The sequence below is a fragment of the Nocardia alba NBRC 108234 genome, assembly GCF_001612665.1.
Taxonomy (GTDB): domain Bacteria; phylum Actinomycetota; class Actinomycetes; order Mycobacteriales; family Mycobacteriaceae; genus Nocardia; species Nocardia alba.
On record NZ_BDAX01000002.1, the window covers coordinates 811,864 to 832,909 of the forward strand.

The 21,046-nt window shown below is 65.7% G+C and carries 20 protein-coding genes; 17 read left to right on the plus strand and 3 right to left on the minus strand.

The window, feature by feature from the left end; translation table 11 throughout:
• Positions 1–71 precede the first annotated feature (71 nt).
• Positions 72–1,238 (minus strand): thiolase family protein, encoded by a 1,167-nt coding sequence (locus tag NA12_RS05360; protein WP_067446651.1) that lies wholly within the window; start codon positions 1,236–1,238, stop codon positions 72–74.
• A 570-nt stretch (positions 1,239–1,808) separates the two neighbouring features.
• Here NA12_RS05360 and NA12_RS05365 point away from each other — a divergent pair.
• From NA12_RS05365 to NA12_RS05420, 12 genes are read left to right on the plus strand one after another with little or no spacing between them, the layout of a single operon-like run.
• A complete protein-coding gene (locus NA12_RS05365) occupies positions 1,809–2,033 on the plus strand; it encodes a hypothetical protein (protein ID WP_067446653.1) in 225 nt (74 codons plus the stop codon).
• Entirely contained in the window at positions 2,033–2,218 is a 186-nt protein-coding gene (locus NA12_RS05370) for a hypothetical protein (protein WP_067446655.1), read from the plus strand. Before NA12_RS05365 ends, NA12_RS05370 begins: the two co-directional genes overlap by 1 nt.
• A gap of 46 nt (positions 2,219–2,264) precedes the next feature.
• Complete coding sequence (locus NA12_RS05375; RefSeq protein WP_067446657.1) at positions 2,265–3,116, plus strand: MlaE family ABC transporter permease; 852 nt, start codon at positions 2,265–2,267, stop codon at positions 3,114–3,116.
• Between the two features lies 1 nt (position 3,117).
• Complete coding sequence (locus NA12_RS05380) at positions 3,118–3,981, plus strand: ABC transporter permease (RefSeq protein WP_067446659.1); 864 nt, start codon at positions 3,118–3,120, stop codon at positions 3,979–3,981.
• 9 nt (positions 3,982–3,990) lie between these two features.
• Positions 3,991–5,433, plus strand: coding sequence for an MCE family protein (locus tag NA12_RS05385; protein WP_067446661.1), 1,443 nt, complete (start codon positions 3,991–3,993; stop codon positions 5,431–5,433).
• The gene (locus NA12_RS05390) at positions 5,430–6,452 is read left to right on the plus strand and encodes an MCE family protein (protein WP_067446663.1); all 1,023 of its coding nucleotides are present in this window, start codon (positions 5,430–5,432) and stop codon (positions 6,450–6,452) included. The genes NA12_RS05385 and NA12_RS05390 overlap by 4 nt, the downstream gene beginning before the upstream one ends.
• Positions 6,449–7,462, plus strand: a complete 1,014-nt coding sequence (locus tag NA12_RS05395) for an MlaD family protein (RefSeq protein ID WP_067447528.1) — start codon at positions 6,449–6,451, stop codon at positions 7,460–7,462. Before NA12_RS05390 ends, NA12_RS05395 begins: the two co-directional genes overlap by 4 nt.
• Entirely contained in the window at positions 7,462–8,562 is a 1,101-nt protein-coding gene (locus NA12_RS05400) for an MCE family protein (protein ID WP_067447526.1), read from the plus strand. Before NA12_RS05395 ends, NA12_RS05400 begins: the two co-directional genes overlap by 1 nt.
• A complete protein-coding gene (locus NA12_RS05405) occupies positions 8,559–9,671 on the plus strand; it encodes an MCE family protein (protein ID WP_067446665.1) in 1,113 nt (370 codons plus the stop codon). Before NA12_RS05400 ends, NA12_RS05405 begins: the two co-directional genes overlap by 4 nt.
• Entirely contained in the window at positions 9,668–10,852 is a 1,185-nt protein-coding gene (locus NA12_RS05410) for an MCE family protein (RefSeq protein ID WP_067446667.1), read from the plus strand. The genes NA12_RS05405 and NA12_RS05410 overlap by 4 nt, the downstream gene beginning before the upstream one ends.
• A 15-nt stretch (positions 10,853–10,867) precedes the next feature.
• The gene (locus NA12_RS05415; RefSeq protein ID WP_174551046.1) at positions 10,868–11,470 is read left to right on the plus strand and encodes a hypothetical protein; all 603 of its coding nucleotides are present in this window, start codon (positions 10,868–10,870) and stop codon (positions 11,468–11,470) included.
• Between the two features lie 40 nt (positions 11,471–11,510).
• On the plus strand, positions 11,511–12,800 hold the full coding sequence (locus NA12_RS05420; protein ID WP_067446669.1) for a TetR/AcrR family transcriptional regulator: 1,290 nt from the start codon (positions 11,511–11,513) through the stop codon (positions 12,798–12,800).
• 70 nt (positions 12,801–12,870) lie between these two features.
• Here the strand turns inward: NA12_RS05420 and NA12_RS05425 are convergent, their stop codons facing one another.
• Positions 12,871–14,016, minus strand: coding sequence for an acyl-CoA dehydrogenase family protein (locus NA12_RS05425; RefSeq protein ID WP_067446671.1), 1,146 nt, complete (start codon positions 14,014–14,016; stop codon positions 12,871–12,873).
• A 46-nt stretch (positions 14,017–14,062) separates the two neighbouring features.
• On the opposite strand from NA12_RS05425, the gene NA12_RS05430 reads away from it, so the two are divergent.
• From NA12_RS05430 to NA12_RS05450, 5 genes are all read left to right on the plus strand, one after another.
• Positions 14,063–14,308: a hypothetical protein gene (locus NA12_RS05430; RefSeq protein WP_067446673.1), complete on the plus strand. Its 246-nt coding sequence runs from the start codon at positions 14,063–14,065 to the stop codon at positions 14,306–14,308.
• A 228-nt stretch (positions 14,309–14,536) separates the two neighbouring features.
• Positions 14,537–15,523: an NAD(P)H-dependent flavin oxidoreductase gene (locus NA12_RS05435; protein ID WP_174551047.1), complete on the plus strand. Its 987-nt coding sequence runs from the start codon at positions 14,537–14,539 to the stop codon at positions 15,521–15,523.
• Positions 15,520–16,326: an enoyl-CoA hydratase-related protein gene (locus tag NA12_RS05440; RefSeq protein ID WP_067446675.1), complete on the plus strand. Its 807-nt coding sequence runs from the start codon at positions 15,520–15,522 to the stop codon at positions 16,324–16,326. Before NA12_RS05435 ends, NA12_RS05440 begins: the two co-directional genes overlap by 4 nt.
• Positions 16,327–16,354: 28 nt before the next feature.
• Positions 16,355–17,926 (plus strand): fatty-acid--CoA ligase FadD5, encoded by a 1,572-nt coding sequence (gene fadD5, locus NA12_RS05445; protein ID WP_067446677.1) that lies wholly within the window; start codon positions 16,355–16,357, stop codon positions 17,924–17,926.
• Positions 17,927–18,406: 480 nt separating this feature from the next.
• Positions 18,407–19,540 carry a PucR family transcriptional regulator gene (locus tag NA12_RS05450; RefSeq protein ID WP_243654919.1) on the plus strand — a complete coding sequence of 378 codons (1,134 nt, stop codon included), beginning with the start codon at positions 18,407–18,409 and terminating at the stop codon, positions 19,538–19,540.
• 111 nt (positions 19,541–19,651) lie between these two features.
• Here the strand turns inward: NA12_RS05450 and NA12_RS05455 are convergent, their stop codons facing one another.
• Positions 19,652–20,974 (minus strand): PucR family transcriptional regulator, encoded by a 1,323-nt coding sequence (locus tag NA12_RS05455; protein WP_132369875.1) that lies wholly within the window; start codon positions 20,972–20,974, stop codon positions 19,652–19,654.
• Positions 20,975–21,046: the final 72 nt, after the last annotated feature.

Consider the following 21,046-nt stretch of genomic DNA (forward strand, 5'->3'; position numbering starts at 1 on the left):
CGCGTACCGGGCGTGAACCCCGCTCGCCGACCGCGGATGGCGGCCGGCGAGCGGGGTCGCACGGTGCGTCGTCAGAGCCGTTCGATGATCGTAGCGTTGGCCAAACCGCCTGCCTCACACATGGTTTGGAGACCGTAGCGACCACCGGTCTGCTCGAGATGATTGACCATCGTCGCGAGCAGGCGGGTCCCGGAGGCCCCGAGCGGGTGCCCGAGCGCGATCGCACCGCCACGCGGATTGACCTTGGCCGGATCCGCGCCGAGCTCGTGTTGCCAGACGAGCGGGACCGGGGCGAACGCCTCGTTCACCTCGAAGGTGTCGATGTCGTCCACGGTGAGCGAGACCCGGTCGAGCGCCTTGCGCGTCGCGGGGACGACGGCGGTGAGCATGAGGGTCGGATCGTCGCCGACCACGGCGAAGGAGTGGAAGCGGGCGCGCGGGGTCAACCCCAGTTTCGCCGCCATCGCCTCGCTCATGATGAGCGCCGCCGACGCACCGTCGGTGAGCGGCGAGGAGTTGCCCGCGGTCACCGACCAGTTGATCTCCGGAAACCGTTCGAGGAAAGCAGGATCGGTGAAGGCAGGGCGCAGGCCGGCCAGACCTTCGACAGTCGTGCCGGTGCGGATCGTCTCGTCGGCGACAAGGGCGCCCGCGGCGACGAGCTCGGCATCGAAGCCGCCGGCGGCCGCGGTGGCGGCGGCCAGCCGATGCGAGCGGGCCGCGAACTCGTCGAGGACCGCGCGGTCCAGTTTCCAGCGGGCGGCGATGATCTCGGCCGCGATCCCCTGCCCGATCAGACCCGCCGGATAGCGCGCGGCGAGCGGACCACGCAGCGAGTCCTTGCCCTGGGTGTTGGAGAACATCGGCGTGCGGCTCATCGATTCGACGCCGCAGGCTATCGCCACGTCGTACGCGCCGGCGAGCACACCCTGTGCGGCGAAATGCACGGCCTGCTGGCTCGAACCACACTGGCGATCCACCGTGGTGGCGGGCACCGACTCCGGGAATCCCGCCGCCAGCACCGCGGTCCTAGTGATGTTGTTGGCCTGTTCACCGCTCTGGGTGACGCAGCCGCCGATCACGTCGTCGACGAGGACCGGATCGATCCCGGTGCGCGCGACCAGCTCCGCCAGCACCCCGGCCAGCAGGGTGGCCGGATGCACGGACGACAGCCCGCCGCCCTCCTTACCTCGACCCGACGGCGTACGAACCACATCGACGATGACAGCTGACATCATGAACCTCCTGCACAGTCGCCGACCACACGGCGACATCCATCAAGTAAGTTAACTACCATTCTTATCACTTACCGATGGCTGATAACCAATAATATGGTCACCACTCTGGCAATTGGCCCGGTATATGTTACTATCCATTCCGCTGCATCACGAGTTGGGGGCGTGATGCAGCGAAGCCGCATCGGCACCGGAACGCACCCCTCAACGGCGTCCGGCGCCGATGCGATGACCCTTCGCTCCGACCGCTCGCCCGCCCCGAATGCGGACGACCGTCGAGAAGGGCGCCGCGGGCGCGACCTGCGACGGCACCGAATCGGGGGCCCTATAGGCAATCCCGAATCTATGAGATATGTTACCGGTAATTCTCGTCACAACGACGAGAATGGGTAGTAACTTGATCTTCGATGGTCGACCTCCCGAACGGCCGGAGCTTCCCGCCCGATTCGAGAGAAGGCGAGCGTACTTCGAGTCCACCCCGAAGAACGCTCGACAACAACATCGCACCGCCAACGACGGCGACCGGCAGGCCCGACGTCGTCCTAGGTCCCGAGGAAGGACACCGGAACCACCATGTTGCGACGGCTGGACAGGTTTCTCAGCTATGAGATGAAGGTGTCCGAATTCCTCGGCACACTCATCATCATCGGCATCCCCTACGGACTGGTGGGGGTCATCTGGAGTTTCACCCACACCGGTCACCTGCGTGATCTCCACGGAGCCGACCTGATCATCTCGTTCCTCGGATCGATCGTGTGCTGGCCCGTACTCATCTTCGCGAATGTGACGATGACCTGATGATGGCGCTGGTATGGGTCATCGACATCGTCGTGATCATCGTCAAGATCCTCGGCGGGCGGACACAGGTCAATCCTGTTCTCCGAGTGGGCATCTGGATCGCGCTGCTCTGCGTTATCGCGCTGGGCCTGGCTGTTGTCGGCGCACTCGTCGTCCTGCTCGAACACTGGCTGAGCTCGCTCTGAGCAGCCGAGAACACATTTCCCCGCAGCAAGAAAGGATCGGTGCAGCGTGACGCCGCAACCGGCCACCGAACCGTCCGAGCTCGGACGGCTCATCGACAGCGCCACCGGGCTCTGGCGACGGCATCCCCAGCAGTCGATCGAGACCCTCGGCAGGCAGGTCCTGCTCGGTAGGGCCACGATCGCGCAGTTGTTCCTGTCACTCGTGCAACGGCGCTTTCCGTTCCAGGAGTTCATCAAACAGTGCGCGTTCATGGCCAACGTCTCGGCGTTGCCGACCGTGTTCGTCGCGATCCCGGTCGCGGTGGTCGTCTCGATCCAGGTCGGCGCGCTGGTCAACCAGGTCGGTGCCACCACCTTCATCGGCGCGGTCGCCGGGCTCGGCATCATCCGTCAGGGCGCGCCACTGGTCACCTCGCTGATGATCGCGGGCGCGGTCGGCTCGGCCATATGCGCCGATCTGGGCTCGCGCACGATCAGGGAGGAGATCGACGCGATGAAGGTGATGGGCGTCGACCCGGTGCGCAGGCTGGTCGCCCCGCGACTGGTCGCCGCCGTACTGGTGAGCGTGCTGTTGTGTGGGTTCATCGTATTCGTCGGCTTCGCCACGGCCTACATGTTCAACGTCTACGCCCAGCAGGGCACGCCGGGATCGTTCATCAGCTCGTTCGCCTCGTTCGCGGTCGCGAACGACCTGCTGGCCGCGCTGTTCAAGGCCGCGATTTTCGGTGCGCTCACCGCGATCATCGCCTGCGACATCGGCCTGCACACCAAAGGCGGTCCGGGCGGTGTCGCGAACTCGGTGAACTCGGCGGTGGTCACCTCGATCCTGATGCTGTTCGCCACCAACATCATCGTCACCCAGCTGTACAACATCTTCTTCCCCGCGAAGGTCGTGTGAGATGGCCGCCGAGTACATCCCCCCGGCCCTGCGTCCGGTCCGCGCGATCAGCGCAACCGCCAAGATCCCCGTCCAGGCCAATCAGCGCCTGGGCCACCAGGCCATCGTGTTCTTCCAGGCCCTGCTCGCCATCCCGTTCACGCTGCGCCACTACCGCAAGGAAGTCGCGCGGCTGGTCGCCGATGTCGGCTGGGGCAACGGCTCGCTCATCGTCGGCGGCGGCACAGTGGGTGTGGTCATCGCACTGTGCGCGTTCGGCGGCATCACCGTGGGTGTCGAGTCCTACACCGCGTTGAACCTACTCACGATGGGGCCGCTGACCGGTGCCATCTCCGGCTTCGCCACCACCCGTGAGATCGCGCCGATTCTGGGCACGCTCGCCTTCGCCATCCAGTCCGGTTGCCGATTCACCGCGCAACTCGGCTCGATGCGGATCTCCGAGGAGATCGACGCGCTGGAATCCATCGCGATCCGGCCGCTGCCCTACCTGGTGACCACCCGGATGATCGCGGCCACGATCACCATCATTCCCCTGTACACGCTCGGCCTCGCGGTCGCCTATATCGCGACCAAGCTGTCGGTGCTGTTCCTCGGTGGTACGACCGCGGGCACCTATGACCACTACTTCTTCCAGTTCCTGATCGGCGGGGACGTGTTCTTCTCGATCTTCAAAGTGGTGGTGTTCGTCCTCATCGCGGCGTTCATCCAGTGCTACTACGGCTTCGTCGCCTCCGGCGGACCCGAAGGCGTCGGCGTCGCGGCGGGCAAGGCCATCAAGATGGTCATCGTCGTCATGGTCTTCACCAATCTGTTTCTCACGCTTGCGATCTGGGGCATCGACCCCGGATTCCGGATCTCGGGATAGGTCGATCGAATGATTCTCGATCTCAGCGGCCGCGGCCCCAAACCCCTGCAGCTCACGCTCGCGGGCCTGGCGGTGATCACCGCGTTCGCGGTCGCTCTGTTTCTGCTCGCACTGCGCTACAACGGCGAGTTCGAGGACAAGGTGGTGGTCGGGGCCGACCTCACCAGCACCGGCGACGGGCTACCCCAGCGCGCCGACGTGAAGTACCGCGGCATGCTCGTCGGCTCGGTCGGCTCGGTCGAGATGGTCGCCAAGGGCGAACGCCAGCACGCCACCCTGGAACTGAAGCCGGGCATGGCGCAGACGATTCCCGACACGGTCACCGTGCGCGTCATCCCCGACAACATCTTCGGCGTCTCCTCGCTCCAGCTCGTCGACAACGGCGGGACCGCCAACGGGCTGCGCGAGGGCGCGACCATCCGCGAGGACACCAGCGAGGCCACGATCCAGCTGCAGACCACGCTCAACACCCTGCGCGATGTGCTCGACACCATCCAGCCCGAGAAGCTCGGCCGAGTGCTGGCCACCCTGTCCGCGGCGCTCGATCCGAGCAGCCGCGTCCCGGGTTCCACGGTGGAGCGTCTCGACACCTGGCTGACCACCATCCACCAGATCCCCGAGATCGGTCATCTGCTGGGCAACTTCGGTCAGGCGGCGACAGCATTGAGCCAGTCGGCACCGGAACTGGTCGGGGTGCTGGCCGATTCGGTGACCTCCGCGCGCACGCTCAACGAGCACCGCACCCAACTGGTGGAGCTGCTCACCCAGGGCAACTCCACCATCGACTCGGTCAATGCCTTGTTCGCCGCGAACCCCGATTCGGGTAAGGAATTGGTTTCCGGCCTGGATCAGCTGCTCGGTGGCATCGCCAAGGATCCCAGCATGCTGCAGGCGACGGCGGCCAACCTCAACAACTCGCTGCGCAGGCTGCAGCAGACGTTCAACTTCGGCCCGAGCAAGCAGATGACCTGGCGCATGGACGTGTCGTTCACGCCGTTCCAGCAGTACACCGCCAAGGACTGCCCGCATTACGGCGATATGGCCGGACCCCGCTGCGGCGGACCTACCGTGCCCGAAGTCGCTCCGCCGCAGGAGTATCCGGCGCAGATGCTGCCGAAGCGGCTCGAGTCCGCCGGACCGGCGCCGGTCCTGGCGGTTCCCGGCCTGCCCGTACTGCCGAGCGTCACCGTGCCGGCTGTTCCCACGTTGCCGACGATCCCCGGCCTGCCCGTCATCCCCGGCCTGCCCGCCATTCCGGGAATCACGGCACCCGCCTCGTCGGTCGACCCCGCACCTGCCGCGACCCCGGCGGCACGGCCACAGCTCAAGGGCGTCTCCGCGGTATCGGCACTGGTCGGCGGTAAACCGACGTTCAGCCAGCTGCTGCTGCTCGGGTCGATCCTGGGCAACATCGCCATCGTCCCCGACACCGAAGGTGGTGTCCAACAGTGAAATCCAGCAAAGCACTGATCGGGTTCAGCTTCTTCGCCGTCCTGGCGACCTTGCTCACCTACACGATCTGGTCGACCCTGCAACGCAGTGTCCCCGGCAACACCACGAGCTATTCGGCCGTGTTCACCGATGTTCTCGGATTGCGCATCGGCGATGACGTCCGGATGGCGGGCGTGCGCGTCGGCCGCGTCGACAAGATCGATTTCACGGACAACTACATCGCCAAGGTCGACTTCCAGATCGAGTCGCGCCAGCACCTCACCGACACCACCAAAGCCCTGGTTCGCTACCAGAACCTGATCGGTCAGCGCTACCTGGCGCTGGCGCCGGGTGCCGGCGTGGGCACCACTGTCCCCGCGGGCTCGCAGATCCCGCTCGATCGGACCGAGCCGTCGTTCGATGTCTCGGCGCTGTTGTCGGGATTCGAGCCGCTGTTCAGTGTCCTGCAACCCGACCAGATCAACTCGCTGTCGGAAACCCTCATCCAGGCACTGCAGGGCAACGAGGTGTCGCTGGCCGCGCTGATCACCCAGGCCGCTCAGCTGGCGAGCACCTTCGGTGAACGTGATCAGATCATCGGCGATGTGCTGAGCAATCTCAGCTCGGTGATGGCCGGTCTGGCCAACCGCAGCGACGAGCTCGAAACCCTGATCACCCAGACTCGAAGTCTGATGGACGGGCTCTACACCCAGGGCGAATCGCTGAAGAGTTCGGTCGAACGGGTGGCGGGCGCGACGAACGGGCTCGTCTCGCTCATCGAGCAGGTCAAGCCCGGGTTGGCCGACGCGCAACGCAACGCCACCACCGGCGTGATGATGTTGCTCTACAACGGCGCGGCCCTCGATCGCGCCGCGGTCGAATTCCCGGATTTCCTCAACGGCGTCGCCCGGTTCACCCAATACGGCACCTATGGCAATGCCTACATCTGCCGCCTCGACGTCTCCCTGTGGGGCGTTCTCCTGCCCGAGGGCTTGTTCTCGCAGGTCGGCGGCACCTCACAATCGGAAGTGTGCCGATGAGCAAACCACGCGTTCCAACATTTCTGCGGCACAACCGGAACCTGCGACTCGGCCTGATCGCGGCCTTCTCGGTGCTGGTACTGCTCGGCGGTTCGAGCCTGATCAACCAGGTCCAGCTCGGCGACAAGACCGTGACCGCCGAATTCGCTCAGGCCGCCGGCCTTCGGGCGGGCGCGACAGTCGATGTCTCCGGCATCGAGGTCGGTGAGGTCCAGTCGGTGAAGCTGGTCAACGACCGGGTGGAGGTGGCGCTGCGGGTCCGCAAGGACATCCGGCTCGGCGCCACCGCCCACGCGGCGATCAAGATGTCGACCATCCTCGGCAGGCTGCACATCGTGCTGAAGCCCGGTGACGGAAAAGAGCTGCCCGACAACCGGATCCGGCTCGAGAACACCGAGGTGCCGTACAACCTGAGCAAGGTCATCCAGGACCCGCAGTACACCTCCTCGTTCGAACGGATCGAACGGATCGACCCGGCGAAACTGCGCACCGCGCTCGATGTGTTCAGTGCCCAGCTGGGTGATTCACCCGCCATGGCGGTGCAGGCTCTCGACAGCATCGGCTCGCTCGCCCAGGTGATCAACAGCAGGCGCGACGAGGTCGACACCCTGCTCAAGAGCATGGATCAGGTCTCGCAACTGGTCTCGGACAACCGCAACAGCGTGTTGGTGCTGCTCACCAGGGGTGAAGCGATCGGGGCGGCGGTGCAGAAGCGCCAGACCCTGCTCACCCAACTGCTGAACAACGTCGCCGACATGTCGCGGCTGCTGCAGGACATGGGCATCGAGAACAACGGTGAGCTCGGACCGCTGATCGCGAACCTCAACACGATGTCGGACGGCCTGACCAAGAACAAGGAGAACCTGGACCGGATCTACGAGTTCGCCCCGGTCACGTTGCGCCAGTTCAACAATCTGCTCGGCAACGGTCCCTACGGCGAGATCTGGGCACCGTGGATTCTTCCGGACAACTGGCTGTGCTTCGCGCAGGCCATTCAGGGGTGCAACTGATGAGGACGACACGCACGAGCAAGCTCGCGGCCGTCTGCCTGGCCGCAACGCTCGCCTCGGGCTGCTCGCTGCTGCCCGACAGCCTGACCGGATTCGGTAACCAGGTGCTGGGCGAGCAGAAGCGCATCAGCGCCGACTTCGAGAACGTGGCCGGGCTGTACGCGGGCAACGAGGTCTCGGTGCTCGGTGTGCCGGTCGGTGTCGTCGATTCGGTGACACCGCGCGGCAGCTACGTCGAGGTGGTGATGTCGGTCGACCGCGACGTGCGCATTCCCGCCGAAGCGATGGCGGCGCTGGTGTCGCCGCAGCTGATCACCAACCGCCACGTCGAGCTCGCCCCGGCCTATACCGGCTCAGGGCCCGAGCTCGCCGATGGCGCGCATCTTCCGCTGGCGCGCACCAGGACACCGGTCGAGCTGGACCGGATCCTGTCCAACTTCGATCAGCTGGGCGAGGCGCTCAAGGGCGACAGCCAGACCGGCCCCATGGCGAGCCGGGTGCTCTTCCCGCTGCTCGACGGCAACGGCGACCGATTGAAGGAGACGCTCGACCAACTGTCAGCGGCCTTCGAGCTCACCTTCGCCAACAAGGATCAGATCGCCAACACCATCATCGAACTCGGTGAGATCACCCAGATCATCGCCGACAACGATCAGACCGTCCGCGATTTCAGCGGTCGCATCACCGAGTTGGTCGCGCTGTTCGGGCAGCAGTCCCCCGGTCTGCAGGCGGTGCTCGCCCAGCTCGACGACTTCATCACCAATACCTCCTCGGTGGTCGGCCAGAATCAGGACCAGCTCGCGGGCGCGCTCACCAAGTTCGTCGGGATCGCCGCCCAGATGCGGGCCAATGCCCGCAATCTCACCGAGATCATCGATGTCGGGCCGCTGATGTTCCAGAACTTCGACAACGCGATCAGCCGGGAGCACCAGGCGCTGCGCCTGCACGGTCTGCTCGACAAGATCGTGCTCGACAGCGAGGTGGTCTCGACGTTCTGTGAGCGTGTGCAGATGCGTCTGGACGGCTGCCGCACCGGCAAAATTTCCGATATGGGCCCGGACTTCGGGCTGACCGCCGCGCTGTTGGGACTGACGAAATGACTTTGCGCACCACGTTGGCCGCGGCCTTCTGTGCCGCCGCCGTGGCCGCATCGAGCAGCGGCTGCTCGATGACGGTGGCCCAGCTGCCGCTGCCCGAACCGGGCATCGGTGGGCCCGGCTATACCCTGCACGCCACCTTCCGGGACGCGCTCAACCTGCCCGATCGCGCCCACGTCAAGATCGGCGGCACCGATATCGGGATCGTCACCGGGATTTCGACGACGGCGTTCCTCGCCGATGTCGAGATGCTGATCCGCACCGATATCCAGTTGCCGCAGGGCACCACCGTGGAGCTGCGCCAGGCGACTCCGCTCGGTGACATCTTCGTGGCGATGACCCTGCCCAGCGCCGCGGAGGCCGGACCGCCGCTGCGCGAGGGCGCGACCATCGGCACCGAACTCACCGCATCCGCCGCCTCGGTCGAGCAGCTGATGATGTCGGTGTCGATGCTGATCAACGGCGGCGGACTCAATCAGGCGGCCAAGGTCACCTCCGAGCTCAATTCCATCTTCGCGGGCAAGGCACCCCAACTGCAGCACCTGGTCGGGGAGATGACCTCGGTCATCGCCGCGCTCAACGCCCGCACCGGCGACCTCGACGCGACGCTGTCCGGCTTGTCGGTGCTGACCGGCGAATTGGCCCGGCGCAAAGCCGAACTCGGCGCCGCGGCCGACAGCTTCCCGCAACTGATCGGGCTGTTCGCCGAGAACAACCAGGCCATCGTCGACCTGATCAACAAGGTCGCGGTGACCATGGACGCCCTCGGCGACTTCAGCGCGACCAACGGGCCGCAGTTCGTCAGCCTGTTCCAGAGCATCCAGAATCTGATGTCGGGCTTCGCCCAGATGGGCGATGACCTCACCGGCACGCTCGATGGCCTGCACACCATCTACCCCCCGGTCATGAACACCATGCAGGGACCGACCCTGGCCGTCGGAGCGATCCTGTCCTACCTCGATGTCGGTGCGATCACCGATCCGGCCGGCAGCCGCTGGCCCGACGGTACCGACGTGCCCGCGTTCATCGGCAGCATCACCGACGTGATCGCCAAGGTGACCGGGCGTCTCAACAGCACACCGAAGCCGCCGACCCAAGAGGGGCCCCGATGAATTCACCGTTGTGGGAGTGGCTGGTTCGCCGTCGCATCGCGGTCGCCAATGCCGGCCTGGTCGTCGTCCTGCTGTTGGGCAGCCTGTATCTGGGCGGCGCGGTCCTGCGGATCGACCCGACGAGCAAGAACTACGTCGTCACCGTCGAGCTGGCCCTCTCGGGTGGACTCGCCAAGGGCGGCGACGTGACCTTCCGTGGCGTTCGGGTCGGGCGGGTCGATGATGTGCGGGTCGCCGGAGACGGGGTCGCGGCCGTGGCCGAGATCGAGGAGGGCACCCGGATTCCGGTCGGCGGCACCGTCGCCGTCGCCCGCTTGTCGGCTGCCGGCGAGCAGTACCTGGACTTCCGCCCCGTCACCGACAGCGGACCGTATCTGCGCGACGGCTCTGTCGTCGCCCGCGCGGACACCGCCGTTCCGGTGCAGGTGCAGTCGGTGCTGGCGAATATGTCGGGCCTGGTCAGCGGATTGAATCCCGATCGGCTCAATGTCATCGTCAACGAACTCGACAAAGCGCTCGCGGGCGGACCGGACGGCCTGCGCAACATGATCTCCGGGATCAGTCGCGCGATGGCGGGTCTCAACGATCTGCTGCCACAGACCGAGCACCTGCTGCGCAATCTCGAGGTCATCGCCGAGACCACCTCGCACGCGCAACCCGACCTCGGCACTCTCACCAACTCGGGTAGTGCCCTCTTCCAGCAGTTCTCCGCGGCCGATGCCGAACTGCGGCATCTGCTCCAGGAGGGCCCGGGACAGCTGGCCACGCTCGGGGGTTTCATCTCCGATACCCACAACCCGATCACGGACCTGGTGACGAACTTCGTCGCGATCACCCGGGCCGCGAAATTGCGTCAGCCCGCGATCGAGCTGTTGTTCCCGACGTTGAGCCGCTTCGCCGAGGCGGTCGGCATCCCGGCCCACGACAACGCCTTCTTCACGCTGGTGGACCCGTGGCCGCGACCGACCTGCGACTACGACACTGTCCCGATCCTGCCCACCAAGGCCACCACCGATACCAGGGTGCGCCTCTACAACTACTGCGTCACCGACAACCCCGCGCTGCAGATCCGTGGGTCGGCGAACGCACCACGACCCGCCGGCCCCGACAACGGAGCGGGACCGCCGCCCGGTGTCACCGGTGACGAACTGTCCCAGCCCTCGGTGCCCGCACCCAGATAAGGAGAACGAAAAACGATGACCAACGACGAAACATCCACCAGCACCGCACCATCGGAAGGGCAGGCGGACACGGCCGTTTCGACGACGGCGACCAAAGCCACGTGGTGGGCGATGGACCGCAAGACCCTCGGCCTGCGCGGCGCCGCCGCGATCGTCCTCGGCGCCTCGGTGGCGACCTCGGTGTTCCTGTTCGTGGAGAACAAGAACAGCACCGATCTCCTCGACGCCCAGAAGCAGGCCCGCGAGGCCGCGTGCCACTACGCGCCCGCCTTGGCCGACTACGACAGCAAGAACCTCGACACCTACTTCAAGGCTGTCCTCGCGGGCGCGACGGGTGACTGGAAGAAGCAGTTCGAATCCACCAGCACCGAGTTGCGCGACGCGCTCACCCAGGGTGAGGTCGTCTCCAAGGTCACCGATACGCAGTGCGCGCTGCGCGTCGGCGACGAGAACTCCGCCGAGGCGATCGTGGTGATCGGTACCACCATCTCCAGCCTCGGCACCGACCACAAGGCCAAGCCGAGCCAGCTGTCGATGGTGTTCAACCTCCGCAATGACGACGGCCGCTGGCTCGTCGAGAAGGTGAATTCCCCGTTGACCTCACCACCCACCCCATGACTCGATCCGTCGGATCGACCGCGCGCCCCGAGGCGATAGCATGACAGGCAAGATCATCGGGAACTCACTGTCCCCGCGTAGAACGAAGGCGAAGACGACGAGCAAGCAGACAGACGACTCCCCCGCGGACGCGCCGACTCGCCAGGTCAGGCGCAGGCCGAAGAATCGTCGTGCCCAGATCGCGGCGGAGTCGGCCGCCGCCTTCGGCGCGCACGGCTACCACGGCGTCAGCATGGACGACATCGCGCGGCGCCTCGATATCAGTTCGACCGCGCTGTATCGGCATTTCCCGAGCAAATACGCGCTGTTCCGGGAGGAACTGCTGCGCTTGTCCGGGATAGCGCTGGGCGCGGTCGAGCTGCCCGCCGAAGCCGCCGACTGGACACCACGCCAGCGCGTCGATCACGTGCTCGACGCCATCATCGCCTTGACCATCGCCAATCGGCCGACCGTGGCGCTGGCACGCTGGGAGCGCCGCTACCTCGAGCCGTCGGATCTGCAGGAACTCACCGATCAATTCACCACGGCCATCGCCACGCTACGCAGGCTGATCGGCGAGGTACGACCCGAGCTGGACGGTCGGGACCGGGCGGTTCGCGCGGTCTCGATCTTCGCTGTGGTGAGCAGCATCGGCGACCACCATGCCACCATTCCGGCGAAGGCTCTCACCCGGCTGCTCCATTCGACCAGCTGGGCATTGATCGAGGCTGATCTGCGCGGGCTCGACAGCACGAAGAGCACCGCCGGCCAGGGCGAGCAGCCGCAGCCGTTCAAGCACGATCTGCTGCTGGGCAAGGCCGTCGACCTGTTCCATGAGCGCGGCTATCCGAATGTCAGTATGGAGGACATCGCCGCCGCCGCGGATCTGTCGGCGGCATCGGCGGTGTATCGCTACTACCGGAGCAAGAGCGACCTGTTGGTCGCCGCGTTCCGGCGCGCCGCAGACCGGGTCTCGGGAGCGATCGCGCCCGCGGTGGCCGCCGCGGACACTCCCGCCGAGGCGCTGGGCACCCTGATCGAACTCTATGTCGCCGGTTCGTTCGCCGATCGCGCACTGACCTTCGTCTACTACGCCGAGTTCAGCCATGTCGACCAACCGGACCAGGTGACGCTGCGCCATCTGCAGCAGTTGATCATCACCGAATGGGCGAAGCTGGTGGTGGAGACCAAACCGGAATTGTCCATCGGCGAGGCCCGAATTCTCGTGCACGCGGCCTTCAGCCTCGTGGTCGACCTCGGACGCACCTTCGGCGACCATGGAATCAGTCCGCAGGAGACCGTGATCGGCTTGCTGGAAGCGATTCTGCTCGAACCGTCTGTGCCTCGGTAGGCAGTGCGCGACTCGCGCCCGTCCAGCGAAGGGGGCGTCCGACCGTGACCGGTCGGGCGCCCCTTTCGTGTCAGAGACCGAACGTCTTGCCGATGATGTCGCGCTGGATCTCGCTCGTGCCACCGAAGATCGTGGAGACCAGGGCACCGCGGACATGCTTTTCCATGTCGAACTCACGGGCGTAGCCGTAGCCGCCCATCATCTGCATCCCGGCCAGTGCGACCTGCTTGGACGTCTCGGTGGCCTTGAGCTTGGCCATCGACGCTTCGCGCGCGAAGGTCTTGGTGGGGTTGGCATCGACGGCGGCGGCCACACTGTAGACCAGCAGTTTGGTGCACTCGATCTCGGTCGCGAGGTCGGCCACCCGGTGCCGCAGCGCCTGGAAGGAACCGATCGGCCGCCCGAACTGCTTGCGCTCACTGATGAACTGGAGCGTGTCCTCGAAGGCGCGCTCGGCGGCGCCGAGGCTCATCGCGGCCAGGATGAGCCGTTCGAAGTTCAACCCGGTCATCAGCTGACGCCAGCCGTTGCCGACCTCGCCGACCACCGCGTCCTCGGGGAGCAGACAGTCGGTGAAGTACAGGTCGTTGGTTTCCTTCTGGTTGCCCATCAGCTCGATCGGGCTGATCTTGAGCCCCGGCGTGTTGGCGGGCACGTGGAACATGGTGAGTCCCTCGTGCTTGCCGCCGCTGCGATCGGTACGCACGACCAGCAGGATGTTCTCCGAGATGTGCGCGTTGGAGCACCAGGTCTTCTGACCGTTGATCAGCCAGCCGTCGTTGGTCTTCTCCGCCTTGGCGGTGATGTTGCCGACGTCGGAGCCCGCCTCCGGTTCCGACATCGAAATCGACTGCGACGCACCACGAACGATGCCGCGCAGCACCGTGTCCTTCTGCGCCTCGGTACCGAACTTGGCATAGGCGCCACCGGTGATGAGAGTCGGTCCGATCGCGCCGATCGGCAGCATGCCGCGCAGGCTCTCCTCGAGCAGGATGCACATGTCGACCATCGTGGCGTCGGAGCCGCCGTACTCCTCCGGCACGGTCAGGCCGAGCCAGCCCAGTTCGGCCATCTTGCCGTAGACACCCGCGTGGTGCTGCTCGGCATCGTGGTCGGTGAGCGCGTCACGCTTCTCCCTGGTGCCCGCCTCCCGCTTGGCGAACGCGGCGACCGCGGCCGCGAAATCCTGCTGTTCCGGGCTGAATTCGACGCCCATAGTGATTGTCTCCCTTGCTCTTCGTTGGATCGAGGATTTACTACCGGTGGATCCCGGCGCGGAATTCGTCGATGTTGACGGCGAGATGTCTCGCCCGTCGCCGCGGCGCGGCCTTCCTGCCCTCGGCGCGACTGCCCGCCGAGCCCGGTGCAACCACCCGAGCGCGTGCGACGGCATCGGCAGCCTCGTCATCGTTGCGCCGACGTCGCGCGACCGCACCGGCCACAGGATGGCGGGTCTCGAGAAACTGCTGTTCAGCAGCCTCTATGGCCGGAAATTCAGTCATCGGTGACTTCTTTCGAAAGGATCCGGAGTGGGCCCGGCGGCGCAGACCGGAACGTCGGATCGACCAGGGTCGGCCCAGCAATTCCCGTGCTCGGCCCGAGTTCGTTGACAGGAACGCTCCAGCTCGGTTAAGTTAACACCCATTCTCAATAAGTTAATCATGATTCTCGCCGGATGCAAAGAGCCCCTGGGTTTCCAGCCACCGGCGCAGAACTCTCGAGCGGAGAGAGGCTCCATGCTGCGCACCCGATTCACCGAGGCCTTCGGTGTCGAGCACCCCATCGTGCAGGGCGGGATGATGTGGGTCGGCCGTGCCGAACTCGCGGCCGCGGTCTCGGAGGCGGGTGGTCTCGGCATCATCACCGGGCTGACCCAGCCGACCCCGCAGGCACTGCGCGAGGAAATCGCCCGGACCAGGGACCTCACCGACAAACCGTTCGGCGTGAACCTGACGATCCTGCCTTCGATCACGCCGCCGCCGTACGCGGAGTACCGCCAGGCCATCATCGACGGCGGCGTCCAGATCGTCGAGATCGCCGGCGGCAACCCCGCGACCCACCTGCCCTTCCTCAAGGACGCGGGCATCAAGGTGCTGCACAAGTGCACCAGCGTCAAGCACGCGCTCAAGGCCCAGCAGGTCGGTGTCGACGGGGTGAGCATCGACGGCTTCGAATGCGCCGGTCATCCCGGCGAGAACGACACCCCCGGGCTGGTCCTGATTCCCGCCGCCGCTCGCGAGATCGAGATCCCGATGATCGCCTCCGGCGGCATCGCCGATGCTCGCGGGCTGGTCGCCGCGATGGCGCTCGGCGCGGACGGCGTCAACATGGGCACCAGGTTCCTGTGTACTGTCGAGTCGCCCATCGCGCACGTGGTCAAGGAACAGATCGTCGCCAACACCGAGCTCGACACCAAGCTGATCTTCCGGACCTTGAACAACACGGCCCGTGTCGCCGACAACGCCGTCAGTCGCCAGGTCGTCGAGATCGAACGCGGTGGAGGCACCTTCGACGACGTCCGCGAACTCGTCGCGGGCGCTCGCGGCCGCAAGGTCTACGAGGAAGGCGACCTCGACGCCGGAATCTGGAGCGTCGGCCAGTGCCAGGGCTTGATCCACGACATTCCCACCTGCGCGGACCTGGTGGCACGGATCGTGCGCGAGGCCGAGGCGCTCATCGCGGGGCGCCTGTCCAACGCGATCGTCGAGACGGTGGCCCGATGAGCGACAGCATCCTGGCCAAGGAGGAGAACGGCGTCCTGCGCTTGACGATCGATCGTCAAGCACGGCTGAACGCGATCGACCTCGCCGCCATGAACGAACTGGGCGACCTCATCAGCGCCGCCGCGGATACGCCGTCCGTTCGGGTGATCGTGCTGACCGGCGCGGGCAAAGCGTTCTGCACCGGCGCCGACTTGGCGGCCGCCGCTGCCGCGGGTGGCAACGAAGCCTCGCCGGAAGTCGTCATGGACAACGCCAACGCGATGATCCGCGCGATCATCGCCTCACCGCTTCCGGTGATCGCCCGGGTCAACGGGCCGGCCGCCGGTGTCGGCGCGTCGATCGCGCTGGCCGCCGACCTCATCTACGCGGCCGACAGCGCCTACCTGCTGCTCCCGTTCACCTCCATCGGCCTGATGCCCGACGGCGGTGCGACGGCGGTCGTCGCCGCCGCCATGGGTCGCGCCAAGGCCGCGGAAATGGCGCTGCTCGGCGCCCGCCTGCCCGCCGCCGACGCCGCCGCGGCGGGCTTGATCACTCGCTGCGTCCCCGCCGCCGAACTCGACGATCAGATCGACGCCGTCGCCGCTCAGCTCGCGGTGGGGCCCCGCCGCGCACTGGAGCTGACGAAGGCCGCCATCAACGCAGCGACGCTGACCGAACTCGACGCCGCGCTCGCGCGGGAGAAGGACGGACAGATCGAACTGCTCACCTCCGCGGATTTCCTCGAAGGAATGACCGCGATGCTGACCCGTCGCGCGCCGAACTTCACCGGCGCCGCGCATCCGATCGCCGAACCCGCCTAACCCCTTCCGCGCCTTCTAGGAGACGACGATGTCCACAGAACCCCTGCGCTCGCGCCGCAATCACTGGATGAACCAGGTGGCGATCCATGCCACCACCATCCCGGACTCGCCCGCCGTGCGTTACCTCGGCAAGACCACCACCTGGGGCGAACTGCACTGGCGGGTAGGGCGGTTGGCCGACGCACTCGAACGCCGCGGTGTCCAGCCGGGCGACCGCGTGATGATCCTGATGCTCAACAACACCGAGTACCTCGAGTCGGTGTTCGCGATCAACACACTCGGTGCTATCGCGGTGCCGGTGAACTTCCGGCTCACGCCGACCGAACTCGCCTTCCTGGTCGCCGACAGCGGCTCCGCGGTGATCATCACCGACGCGGTGCTGGCCCCGCTCGCCGCGGCCGTCGCCGCCCAGTCCCCCGACCTGCGTACCCGTATCGTGGTCGGCGCACCGACCGACGACGGTGTTCTCGGTTACGAGGACCTCATCGCGGAGAACGGCGAACCGCACACGCCGCGCGATATCGCCGAGGACACCGCCGCGCTGATCATGTACACCTCCGGCACGACCGGAAACCCCAAGGGCGCTGTCCTGACCCACCTGAACATGAGTTCGCAGGCCCTCACCTGCATCCGCGCGATGCGCTACAGCGCCGACGACATCGCCTTCTGCGCGTCACCGCTGTTCCACATCGCCGGATTGGGCAGCGTTGCTTCGTGTTTCGTCCTCGGGGCGTTGACGGTGATCCATCCGCTCAAGGCCTTCGACGCGGGCGAAGTGCTCGATGCCTGGGAGGCAGAGCGCGCGACCTCGGTGTTCCTCGTGCCCGCCCAGTGGCAGGTGGTGTGCGCCGATCCGACTGTCGCACAGCGTGATCTGCGACTGCGGGTGATCAGCTGGGGCGCGGCTCCGGCTTCCGACACCGTGCTGCGGGCCATGGCCGAGACCTTCCCGAACGCGCTCAATGTGGCGGTCTTCGGGCAGACCGAGATGTCGCCGATCACCTGCGTGCTCGACGGCGAGGACGCGATCCGCAAGCTCGGTTCCGTCGGCAAGCCGATCCCGACCATCGCCACCCGCGTGGTCGATGACGAGATGAACGACGTCGCCCAGGGCGAGATCGGCGAAATCGTCTATCGTGGACCGACTTTGATGCGCGAGTACTGGAACAACCCACGCGCGACCGCGGACTCGTTCGCGGGCGGCTGGTTCCACTCCGGTGACCTCGTCCGCGTCGACGAGGAGGGCTTCGTCTACGTCGTCGACCGCAAGAAGGACATGATCATCTCCGGCGGTGAGAACATCTACTGCGCCGAGGTGGAGAACGTGCTGTTCGCGCACCCGCGAATCAGAGAGGCCGCGGTGATCGGCCGCGTCGACGAGAAATGGGGCGAGGTCCCGGTCGCGGTCGTCGCCGTGGAGGACGCCGACGACATCAGTCTCGCCGACCTCGAACCGCACCTCAACACCCATCTCGCCCGCTACAAGCACCCGAAGGACCTCGTGGTGGTCGACGCGCTGCCGCGTAACGCGGGTGGCAAGGTGGTCAAGCCCGAACTGCGCAAACTGTACGGCTCGACGGGCTTGACGCTCACCAGCTGAGTCACGTCGATTCCGCTCCGAATTCCGGCGGTGGTCTCCTCGGCAGCCGAGCCGAGAAGACCACCGCCGGTCTCGTTGTCGACCAGGATCGAATACGTCGGCCATTTCGGCAGCGGTATGCGCGGTCCCAGTAATTCAGCAACTACTTTGGCACCCAAATGACACAATTCGACTGTGTATCAACACAATAGAGCATCATTGGCGCCCCATGTTACTGTTCCTTCCGCATCATTGGTTCGGAACATGATGCACCGCACGAGCGGCCGTCGACGAAGCCGGTTCGCTCGTGCGGACCCGGGAAAGCGTCAACGCCACAATGACAATGGCATCGGGCCATACCGACCGATAACACCCCGCTGAGTCGAACGGTGCTGCGACGAGCAGAGCAGCTCCCCGCCCCGACGTCTGGTCGGCGTGGAAAGGGGCACCACAGTGACAATCCCATCCGATAATGGCGAATGGCGGCCGACGTTGCACGACGTGGCAGCGTTGACCGATCAACTCGTCAGCCATTTCATCGACGAGGTAGCGACCTGCGATATTTCGCCCGGCACACCGATGGCGACGAACCTCGCAGCGATCACCCGAACATCCCTCGAGATAGCGCAGGCAATGCTCGAGGGACGCGACATCGCACACGAACTCGGCGAACTCGCGAATATCGCCGTGGAATGGGCGCGCGAAGGCGTGCCCATCGATCCGGTGCTGCACGGCTTCCATGAAGGCGTACGGATCATTGTCGGCCAATTGTTCGACCAATATCAGGATTGCACTCGCGAAACTCTGATCGACGGATTCCGGATCGCCATGACGATCAACGATCAGCTCTGCACCACAGTCGCTCACGCCTACATCGGCGAGCACGGCGGTGTGACATCGGGACAGGACGCCGAGCGAACGCTCACCTCCGCCCTCCTGGCCGGCCAGTGGACATCCTCGCCGGCCCGCAAATGCGGCATCCCTGTCGCGGACACGTACTCGGTGCTCGCCATCGCGATACGCGTGCACCCGGACGCGGGGATCGCCCTGCACTACCTGCGCAGGTTGCGGAAAGCCCTCAGCCAGCGCAGCGACGGCAAGGCCTTGGCACGGCTGTCCGTCGACGGCGGGACCGTGCTCATCCCGGCCGAGGCGGTGGCCGAGCACGACCTCGATGCACTGGTCGCCGCGCTGGCGGCGGCCGCGCAGGTCGAGCTCGTCGCGGCGGTGGTGTCCGCATCCGCCGCCGATGTCGCGTCAGCGGCGAAAACCGCCCACGAGATTCTCGATGTCGTGGAGCGACTCGAATGCGCACCCGGTCTCTATCGATTCGGTCAACTGGCACTGGAATACCAGCTTTCACGGCCGGGACACGGACTGTCCCGACTCGGCGAGTTGTTGGCGCCGCTGGACGAGCATCCGGAATTGCGCAGAACACTGCGGGTACACATCTCCAACAACTTGAACCGGGCGCAGACCGCTCGGGTCATGAATATCCATACCAACACCGTCGACTATCGACTTCGCCGAATCGCCAGGCTCACCGGGCTCAATCCGGCGCGAGCGTCGGACCTGTGGCAGTTGCGGTCGGCGATGGTCGCTCGGGACTGCCGCGACGACGACCCCGAGTACTGAGAGAGCCCATGTAGCCGCCACTTCGAGCGACTACGTCACGGCAGCGAAATACCGAAGTGAGCACTCGCTCACTTCGGTATCGACACAGCGCTCACAGCGGCGCGGACGTCGCTAATTCTCCTGGTAGTTCGCTTTACGCACGACCAGTGCCGACTGCAGATACCAGAGTCCATCGGCCGACGAAGGGTCGAATCCCGTCAATTTTCGGATGCCTTTCAGACGGTAGTCGATGGTGTTCATGTGAACGTTGAGCTGGCGTGCGGTTCGGCGACGGTTCAGGTTGTTCTCGAGGTGCGTGCACAGAGTTTCCATCAGAATCGGATGCTCATCGAGTGGATTCAGAATCGCGTCGAGGTGACGGCGCACCGGCGACGGCCTGGTCAGCTGATATTCCACTGCCAGATCCGCGAAACGGAACAGGCCGGGTGGGCGCCGCATTCTTTGCGCGAGATCCAGGAGTTCGCACAGCTGATCAACGGTTTCCGGAATTTTCGCCGGCGGCGCCTCCGCGCAGACCGCGGTCATGGCCACGCCGGCTACCGCGGAGAGCGCAGCCAACATCCCGTCGAGGTCCCTCGCCTCCGCCGACGGGATGAGTACGACACCACCGCGCGCATCGAGTCGCGACAACGAACGTACCGACCAATGCGAATCCAGGGTTGCCCGGATAGTCCGAATCATCCGACGGACATCCATCTGGGTGACAAAGGTGTCGGACATGCCGTCGTCGCGGGGCGGAAAATGTAGTGCCAGCACGGCGTAACTCTCGGCGACCTCGATGCCGCTGCACCGCGTCACCGTCGACGTGTCCTGCCCGCCGAGCAGCGCCACCGCCAAGGCGTTCCTGGTCCGCTGATCCTCGACGACCTCGGCCTCGAAATGGTCGGTGTACGCGAGCGAGATCGCCGCCGTCACGCTGTCCAGCATTTCGGTGGCCAGTTGGCGCACGACTGTAAGCTTCTGGTCTTCGGTACCGACCACACTCGAGGCGATCAGTTCCAAACTCGTGGTGAAGCCCTCATCTATCGCACGATTGATCAGTTCACTCGGCACCTCGGTTCGCGCCCGCGGCGACCCGGCGGTGCGATGCCGAACGGCCTCGCCGCGCCCACGGGGCGAACGGGGCACCAGCGCGGAGCTCGGTAGCACGTCAACGGCGGCCATGGCGCCACGATCGTGCGTCGCCATGCTCTCGAGCATTCGGGAGACCAGCTCGTCGGCGAGCGCCCGGACTCTGATGGCAGCCTCCGCCGTGGCCACACGGGGCCGCGCGGAGTCGATTCCGGTTGAATAGTCGGTAGTCATCTTTGACTTCCTCACTGCGTTCAACGTCGCCTCTAGGCGGCGATAGCTGGCAAGCAGTCTCCCACGCGGGAGGTGCCAGCACAAGTTTATGTTAATGCCTATTCCAGCAGGCGTGGGATCGTTCGGCATCGAAAGTCGGTCGCTTCGCAACACCGCAGCGCGATCCCCGCGCTGGTAGCGGCATCGATCAGACCCGCTGAG